This window comes from Corallococcus sp. CA041A (genome assembly GCF_003612075.1).
GTDB classification, from domain to species: domain Bacteria; phylum Myxococcota; class Myxococcia; order Myxococcales; family Myxococcaceae; genus Corallococcus; species Corallococcus exiguus.
Genome location: NZ_RAWF01000356.1, coordinates 1 through 8,344, shown reverse-complemented (window position 1 = coordinate 8,344; position 8,344 = coordinate 1). Strand labels below are relative to the sequence as shown.

Annotated in this window: 4 protein-coding genes; 1 reads left to right on the top strand and 3 read right to left on the bottom strand. The window is 71.3% G+C overall.

Going from position 1 to position 8,344, the window contains the following annotated elements:
• Positions 1–70: 70 nt before the first annotated feature.
• From D7V77_RS38280 to D7V77_RS38270, 3 genes are all read right to left on the bottom strand, one after another.
• On the bottom strand, positions 71–1,576 hold the full coding sequence (locus D7V77_RS38280; protein WP_120581170.1) for a trypsin-like peptidase domain-containing protein: 1,506 nt from the start codon (positions 1,574–1,576) through the stop codon (positions 71–73).
• A 102-nt stretch (positions 1,577–1,678) separates the two neighbouring features.
• Positions 1,679–3,268 carry a glycoside hydrolase family 57 protein gene (locus D7V77_RS38275; protein WP_120581169.1) on the bottom strand — a complete coding sequence of 530 codons (1,590 nt, stop codon included), beginning with the start codon at positions 3,266–3,268 and terminating at the stop codon, positions 1,679–1,681.
• A 26-nt stretch (positions 3,269–3,294) separates the two neighbouring features.
• On the bottom strand, positions 3,295–5,862 hold the full coding sequence (locus D7V77_RS38270) for a DUF4912 domain-containing protein (RefSeq protein ID WP_147452291.1): 2,568 nt from the start codon (positions 5,860–5,862) through the stop codon (positions 3,295–3,297).
• 228 nt (positions 5,863–6,090) lie between these two features.
• Here D7V77_RS38270 and D7V77_RS45245 point away from each other — a divergent pair.
• A partial coding sequence (locus D7V77_RS45245) for a glycosyltransferase family 4 protein (RefSeq protein WP_233597489.1) occupies positions 6,091–8,344 on the top strand: 2,254 nt, incomplete at its 3' end.

Sequence of the window (8,344 nt, the reverse complement as noted above, 5' to 3'; positions counted from 1 at the left end):
GCCCTGCGACGCCCCCACCCCCACCGCCGTGCTGTCACCCAACGAGACGTAGTTGACGCTCATCCCCAGCTCAAGGAACGGTCAGCGCGCGCAGCAGGCGTCCGCCGCCAGGGCCGGCCACGCGCAGCAGCAGCGTGCTGCCCTTGGGCGCGGCGCGGATGGCCGCGGCCAGCTCCTTCGCGCTCGCGATGGGCTTCTTGTTCGCCTCCACCACCAGCATGCCCGGCGTCAGCTGCGCGCGGTCCGCGGGCGAGCCCGGGACGATGTCGGTGATGAGCGCGCCGGCGCGCTCGGTGAAGCCCGCCTGGGACGCCGTGCGGGCATCCAGGTCCTGCAGGGACACGCCCACGCGGCGCGAGCTGTCCTGCTCGTCGGTGGCCCCCGGCTTCTTCTTGGACAGGCCCTCCAGGTCCGGCCGGGTGCCCATGGTCACCTTGACGTCCTGCTTCTTGCCGTCGCGGTAGAGGGTCAGCGTCGCGACGGTGTTGGGCTTCTTGAGCGCCACGGTGCGGGTGAGGTCGCTGTCGGAGCGCACCTGCTTACCGTCCACGGCCACCACCACGTCGTCCGGCTTGAGCCCGGCCTTCGCCGCCGGGGAGTCGGGGGTGATCTGCGTGAGGATGGCGCCCTCGCTCACCGACAACTTCAGCGCCTGGCCCAGCTCGCGAGTGAGGGGCTGGATGCCCACGCCCAGCCAGCCGCGCGTGACGGCGCCCTCCTTCTCCAGCTGAGGCAGCAGCGCCTTGATGAGGTTGCTGGGCACGGAGAAGCCGATGCCCGTGCCGCCGCCGACGATGGCGGTGTTGATGCCCACCACCTCGCCCTTCATGTTGAAGAGCGGGCCGCCGGAGTTGCCGGGGTTGATGGCCGCGTCCGTCTGCAGGAAGTCGTCGTAAACGCTGGCGCCAATCTCCCGGGCGCGCGCGGACAGGATGCCCACGCTCACGCTGGAGGCCAGACCGAACGGGTTGCCGATGGCCAGCACCCAGTCACCCACGCGCACGGCGTCGGAGTCCCCCAGCTTCACTGCGGGGAGCTGATCCACCTTCTCCTTGATCTTCACCACGGCCACGTCGGTGAGCGGGTCGCGGCCCACCACCTCGCCCGAGAACGAACGGCCGTCGTCCAGGCGGATGGTGATGGTGACCGCGTCCTCGATGACGTGGTTGTTGGTGAGCACCAGGCCCTTGGGGTCGATGATGAAGCCGGACCCGGCGCCCTGGCGGATCTGCTCGCGCTCGCTGCGTCCGCCGCCGCGGCCCCGCCCGTTGCCTCCGAAGAAGCGGTCGAAGAGCGGGTTGTCCTCCATGCCTTCCGGCACTTCCGGACGGGCCTGCACGTCCACGTTCACCACGGCGGACTTCACCGACTCCACCAGGGGCGCCAGCGAGGCCAGCGACTGGGCCTCACGCGTGGCGGGCTGGAGGTTGCCAGCCTGACCGGAGGCCGCCTGCTGCGTCTTGGGCGCGGCCGGCTGCTGGGGTGCGGGAGCCTGCGCGAGGGCGAGCGTGGGCGACGCCAACACCAGCACGGCGGCCACGAGCTTGCGACGGGACGAAGGGAGCGTGTGGGTCATGGATTTCCTCAACCTAAAGCGGAAACGAAGCCCCGCAACCGGAACGACCGTGTCCGGTGACGGAAGGTGAACCCCTGGCCCGGCCGCCTGTTCCCGAACCGCTCAACCGGGCCGGTAGACGCGGTAATCCAGCTCGGGGAACAGGTTGTTGCGTCCTTCGACGTGGGACAGCCAGGACTCGTCGATGGTTCCGGCGCGCACCTGGTCGTGCAGGCGCAGGAAGCGCTGCAGGTGCTCCTTCGTGCGGCGTACGGCGTAGTCCACCATGGTGCCGGTCTTCATGATGAAGGCCCAGTCGGAGGCCTGCGCCAGCAGCAATTCGCGGGCGGCCTGGTTCAGCGCCCGGCGCTTGAGGGACGACGCGTCCGGGAAGTCCCGGGCCAGCTCCACCATCTGCCGCGCGGCGTGGTTCAAGTGCCGGTAGATCCAGTCGTTGGTCCCGTCCAACCACATGTTCGCGTACCCGCCCGCGCCCCAGGACGAAAGGGGCGGCGTGGCCACCTGGTTCTCCGGGTGCTCGCGCAGGTCGTCCAGCGGGCTGATGAGCTGGATGCGGCTGGGGTTGCGCGCGGCCTGGCGGATGAGGGCGTCGATGAAGTGGGGACCCTCGAACCACCAGTGGCCGAAGAGCTCCGCGTCATAGGGCGCGACGACCACGGGCTTGCGGCCGCCCATGCGCGACGCGAGGTATTCGAACTGGCGCTCGCGGTTGAAGAGGAAGTTGCCCGCGTGGACCCAGGCGCGCTCGCGGGCGGCGGCCGGGTCGTAGGGCTGCTTGTCGTTCGTCTTGCCGGTGATGCGGAAGTATTTGAAGCCGGTGTTCTTGCGGTCGCCGGTGGGCTGGATGAAGGGCCGGACGTAGTCCAGGTCCAGGTCCCAGCCGATGTCCCGGTAGAACTCGCGGTAGACGGGGTCGCCGGGGTAGCCGTGCTCGGTGCTCCAGACCTGCTGGCTGCTCTCCGGGTCGCGCGCGAAGGCGGCCACGCCGGGCTCGGTGAAGATGGGCGCGTAGGGGCCGTGCAGCGGGCGGGGCGTGGCGTCCGTGAGCGCGTGCGTGTCCGCGAAGAAGTAGCGGATGCGCTCGGCGGAGAGGATGCGCTCCAGGCCCGGGTAGTAGCCGCACTCGGCCAGCCAGATGCCGGCGGGGTCGCGGCCGAAGTTCTGGCGGTAGTGGTTCGCCGCCACCGTCACCTGCGCGCGCACGGCTTCCGGCGTCTGCTGCATGAGCGGCAGGAAGCCGTGGGTCGCGTTGCAGGTGAGGATGTCCAGGTGGCCGGAGTCCTGGAGCCTGCGGAACGCGGCCACCAGGTCGCGCCGGTAGTGGTTGTGGTACGCGAGCCGCAGCGATTCGAAGTGGTCGCGGTGGAAGACGGCCAGCGGGTGGAAGGTGGAGTCGTCCCGGGTGCGGTGCACCTCGCGGGCGCCCAGCTCGCAGAGCGAGTCCAGCCGGCGGGCGTAGCGCTCCCGCAGCAGGTCGTCATTGAGCATCGACACGAGCGTGGGCGAGAGCGTCATCGTCACCCGGAAGGGGACGCGGTCCTCGACCAGCCTGTCGAACACGCGCAGCAGCGGCAGGTACGTCTCGGAGATGGCTTCGTAGAGCCAGTCCTCCTCGAGGAAGTCTTCGTACTCGGGGTGGCGAACGAACGGCAGGTGCGCGTGAAGGACCAGCGCGAGGGAGCCCAGGCTCATAGGTCGGTCGGAGAGGCCGTGCGGGTTCACTTCCGTCCACGGCGCGAGGGCCGGGACTTGGAGGATTTGGAGCCCGAGGGCTTGGGCTCCGGTGGTTTCTGGGCCGCCTTCGGAGGCGGAGACTTCGCGGCGTCCGCCTTGGGAGCCACGGCGCTCGAAGCCGCTGGGGTCTCCACCTTCGGGGCCGGAGCCTCGACTTGCGCGGGCGGAGTGCGCGGAGCCTCGGCCTTCGCGGGCGGGGGGCTCGCGGAAACGGAGGCCACTGCGGCCCGTCGCGCGGCCTCGCGGGCCTTGTCGAGGGCACGCTGTTCGGACGCGGAGGGACCGCGAGCCACGCTCAAGGCCCACGGGTCCTTGGGAGGCTCCGGCTCCGTGGGCCGCCACGAATCCGTGGTGGCCGCGCCGTGCGTCGATGGGCCGGACGGGAACGAACCCTCGGCGCCCACTGGAGACGATGTCGACGAGAGGTCCCGTGCTTCGAGCAGGTCACCCCGTGAGGTCGGGGACTCCGGAGACCAGGCATCCGAGCGCCCGGCCGCACCAGGCTGATCCGATGCGCCCGTCGCGCGATCCGCGGACAGGTAGCGCTGATCCGATGCGCCCACCGCCCGAGGCACGGTCAGGTATTGCTGATCCGACGCGCCCGTGGCGCGATCCACGGACAGGTAGCGCTGATCCGAAGCGCCCGCCGCACGCGACACGGTGAGGTACTGCTGGTCCGAAGCCCCTGCGGCACGAGGCACGCTCAAGTACTGCTGGTCCGACGCACCCGCGGCGCGAGGCACGGTCAGATACCGCTGATCCGAAGCGCCCGCGGCACGAGGCACGGTGAGGTACTGCTGGTCCGAAGTCCCCGGCGCACGCTGCACGCCCTGGGTCCCCTGCCCTCCCGCCACGTACCGCTGGTCCGAAGCGCCGGGTGCACGCGGCACGTCCAGATAGCGGTACTCCGAAACGCCGCCCGGCAGCAGCGCCTGACCGTGGCGCTGATCCGAAGCGCCCGTCGCGCGCGGCACCTCCAGATACGGAGTGCCCACCACGTCTCCACCGTACCGCTGCTCCGAAGCACCCGGAGCGCGCGGCACCTCCAGGTACGAAGGACCCGCGACGTCTCCACCGTAGCGCTGGTCCGAAGCACCCGGAGCCCGCTCCACGTCCAGGTAGCGCTGATCCGACGCCCCGGGAGGGCGAGACGGGGCCAGCACCGCGCCCTCACCGAGCGTCGCCTCCCCCACGCGCGCATACTGCTGGTCGGACGCCCCCGGCGCACGCGGCGCGCTCTCTAGATAGGCCTCTTCCGCGTAGCGCTGGTCCGAAGCCCCCGGCGCACGCGGCGCGCTCTCTAGATAGGCCTCTTCCGCGTAGCGCTGGTCCGAAGCCCCAGGGACGCGCGGCGCATCGACATAAGCCTCGGTGCGCTCACGGTGGACCTCCGGCACGTCCGCCAACCCGGCGCTCCCCGGCAGCTGCACCCGGCGCCAGGTGACGTACTCGCGCTCCTCCACCCGAGGGACGCGCACGGACGCCGCGGTGGGGACAGCTTCGCGCGACCGGTCCACCACCGGCGGAGGCGGCATGCGCAGGAACCGGATGGACGTGTCCGCCGACGGTCCCGCGGGCGGCAGCGTGGCCCGATTGGACGAATGTCCAATGCGGCGCGACCGGCCATCCGAACCGACGAAGTGCGCCTCCACCCGGTACGTTCGCCCGGGCGTCATGCCCTGCAGATAGAAGCTGCGCGACTCCAGCGCGAAATCCACCTCGCGCGACACGCCCTCGCCGTCGAACACCTTCATCACCGCGCGCGGCGCCGGCAGGTCGTCCAGTGCCCGGCCCCGGCTCGCGTCACTGAAGTCCCAGAAGACGAAGAGCGTGTGCGGATCCCTCGCGAGCAGCACCATCGCGTCGTCCTGGTAGTCCAGGGGCAGCATGGCCAGGTGCTCGTTGCGCTCGGGCGACGCGTCCGCCGGAGGAAGGCGCGGCGCCTGCTCCTCCAGAAGGTGGTGGCGGCGCGCTTCCTTCTCCCCCGCCATCTTCGTCACGAAGAACCCCTCCACCAGGGGCTCGGCGGCGTGCGGCGGCTCGCTCGCGGGCGCGGGCGGCGCGGCGGCGGGCTGTTCTGCCTTGGGAGAACTCGACGGGCGCGGCGTGGGCGCTTCCGGCGACAGGGACACCGTGGCCTCGTCTTCCGGGTCGCGGCGCGCCTTCTCGCGGGCGGGGAACGTCACCACGCGCGCGGGCCGCGTCTTGGGGCCGCCGCTGGGCTCCGTGATGGGCTCCTCGGAAAGTTCTCGTGCCTGCGGCGCGGCGGCACTTTCGGGCGAAGGCAGGGGCACGGACTCGGGGGTCGGCCCCTTGGCGGAGCGGGAATCCGCAGGGCCGGAATCCAGCGTCCGCTCCTCGCCGCCCACGTCACCGGAGCCGCGCCGGGACGTCGCCAGGCCGGCCATGCGCGCGAGCCGCCCCAGGGCGGGAATGCGCTCGGCCAGCGAGGTGACCAGCTCCCGCCCGCGGGACGCGCCAGCTCCCTCCCGGAGGTATTTCCGGGCCAGCTGCCGCAGGTAGCTCACGGTGACGCCCTTCCGCTCATCCATGGACACCTCGCCTCGTTATGACGCGGCATACAGGGGGTCAACGCATCCGTCACGGGATGTGTTGTTCCGCCGACCCCCTTCAACTTCCGTCACGACCGATGACACCTCACCCCGGTCCAAGTATCCTGCGACCGCTTGAGCGACCTGCCCAGACTTCTCCTGTGCAGCTTTGACGTCATCCCCGGCCCGTCTGGCTCCTCACGCCGACTGACCGAGTATCTGAAGGCGTTGCCTGATCGCTTCTCCGTGGTGGTGCTGTCGGCGAAGACGCCCGACCACTCCCATATCGAGAAGTACCAGGGCGCCCGGCTGCTCCGCGTCCCGGTAGGCTCCGGGGACCTGGCGTCGCGCATCCAGTCCTTTGAACGGGCCGTTCGCCGCCAGCTAGAAAGCGAGGACTACGCCCTCGCCCACTTCACGGACCCCTTCGGCGGGTACGCGTTGTGCGAGCTGAAGGCGGACTACGGCTACCGCCTCATCTATGAGGCGCAGACGTTCCCCTCACAGGAGCTGCGCTACACCCATCCGCAGACGGACGGCGACCGCCGCTTCCTGTCGAAGATCCGCCGCCAGGAGCTGTTCTGCCTGATGAACGCGGACCTCGTCGTCACCGGCTCGCAGACGACGCGCGCGTTCATCCAGGGGCTGGGCGCGGCGGAGGACCAGCTCCGGACGATTCGCGCGCCGGTGGACCTGAAGCCGTACGACCCGGAGGTGCTCGGCGCCCCGGACGGTTCGCCCCTCAGGATGATGTACCTGGGCAGCCACGTGGGCTGGCAGGGCCTGCCCACCCTCCTGCGCGCCACCGCGCTCGCGGCCCAGCAGGTGGACGTGCGCCTGACGCTGGTGGGCGCGCACCATCCGGACTGGAAGCCGCACCTGGAGGACCTGGTCAACGACCTGGGTATCAAGGAGAAGGTCGACTTCCAGCCGCCCGTCGTGCACGACGACCTGGTCAAGGTGCTGGCGCTGGCGGACGTGGGCGTGCTGCCGCTGGACGACTCGGAGCGCAACCGGCTCCAGGGCGGACCGCTGGCCAAGGTCTCTGAGTACCTGGCCGCCGGCCGTCCGGTCATCGCCGCGGACCTGCCCGTCACCCGCGAGCTGATTCCAAAGGACGCGGCCGTCTTCTTCCCTCCGGGCGACGCCCGCGCCCTCTCCGAGCGCATCCTGGACCTTGCGCGCGACGTGCCCCGCCGCGTGGCGCTGGGCAAGGCCGGGCGCGCGTTCGCGGAGAAGGTTCTGGACGCGGGCCTCATCCGGGGCCAGCTGCTGGACCTCTACGACTCGCTGCTGGAGAAACGCGGCCACGTCCCGGTCGAAGCCGCCAGCGAACCGCCCGACGTCACGATGACGGGCACGCCCACGAACCGCCTCGCGAGCCTGGGCATGCCGGAAGCGTCCCAGCCCGCGGTCGCGGCCAGGCAGCCCGCGAAGCCCGCGGCCCAGGCCGCTTCCGACGAAGCCGCCCCGCCCCCCGCGAAAGACGGCGCGGAGGACGCGCCCGTGGTGATGGGCATGGCCCTGGACGACGGGATGGACACCCGGCTCGTCAAGACCGAGCCGGATATGCGGCCGGACGAAGTGCCCATGGTCATGGGCCTGCCGCTGCGCGAGTCCGCAAAGGCCGCTCCGGCCCCCGCGAGCAAGGAAGCCACGCCGCCTCCGGAGCCCGCGGCCGCGCCCAAGACGACCGACGACACCGCGAAGAAAGAGGAGCCGGAACCGCTGGGAGGCCGTGGCTCGGAGCCGGCTCCGCCCACGGAGATGGTGACGAGTCCCCTGGTGAAGGCCCTCGGCTTGAAGGATGTCAGCGGGGACGACGCCGGGGATTCGGATGCGGAGGCCCGCGCCTCCGAGGATGGCTCCTCCGGAGCGACGGCGGTCGTGCGCCGGCCGGTGGAAGTGGAAGAAGACGACACGAGCACGCCGGCCCCCACGCCCGTCGTGCGCAGGCCAGCCTCCGAGGAAGAAGAACGCGCCCCCACGCCCATCGTGCGCAGGCCAGCCTCCGAGGAAGAGGCCCCCGCGCCCACGCCCATCGTGCGCAGGCCGGCCTCCGAGGAAGAAGAACGCGCCCCCACGCCCATCGTGCGCAGGCCGGCCTCCGAGGAAGAGGCCCCCGCGCCCACTCCTGTCGTGCGTCGGCCCCTGCCGGAAGACGAGCCGCCGGCGGCCACGCCCATCGTGCGCCGCCCCACCTCCCTCACGGAGGACGAGGAGCGCGCGCCCACGCCCGTCGTGCGCCGGGCCGGAGTGATGCGTGAGGAGGAAGAGGTCCCCGCGCCCACGCCCATCGTGCCCATGCGCTCCTTGCTGACCGGAGCGCGGAGCACGAACGCCGGCCGTGCGCAGCGGCCGCAGGACTCCGCTCCCTCTGAACCCCCGCGTCTCTTCCCAAGTCCCTCACCCATGGCCGACGCGGACAAACCGCCCATCCGTGGCGGCCTCGCCGCGGATCCAGGCCGGCCCGCCTCCCGCC

What these genes read in the sequence shown, in the direction of transcription:
- D7V77_RS38280 (WP_120581170.1), bottom strand. Translation starts at nt 1,576, where the DNA reads ATGACCCACACGCTCCCTTCGTCCCGTCGCAAGCTCGTGGCCGCCGTG.
- D7V77_RS38275 (WP_120581169.1), bottom strand. Translation starts at nt 3,268, where the DNA reads ATGAGCCTGGGCTCCCTCGCGCTGGTCCTTCACGCGCACCTGCCGTTC.
- D7V77_RS38270 (WP_147452291.1), bottom strand. Translation starts at nt 5,862, where the DNA reads ATGGATGAGCGGAAGGGCGTCACCGTGAGCTACCTGCGGCAGCTGGCC.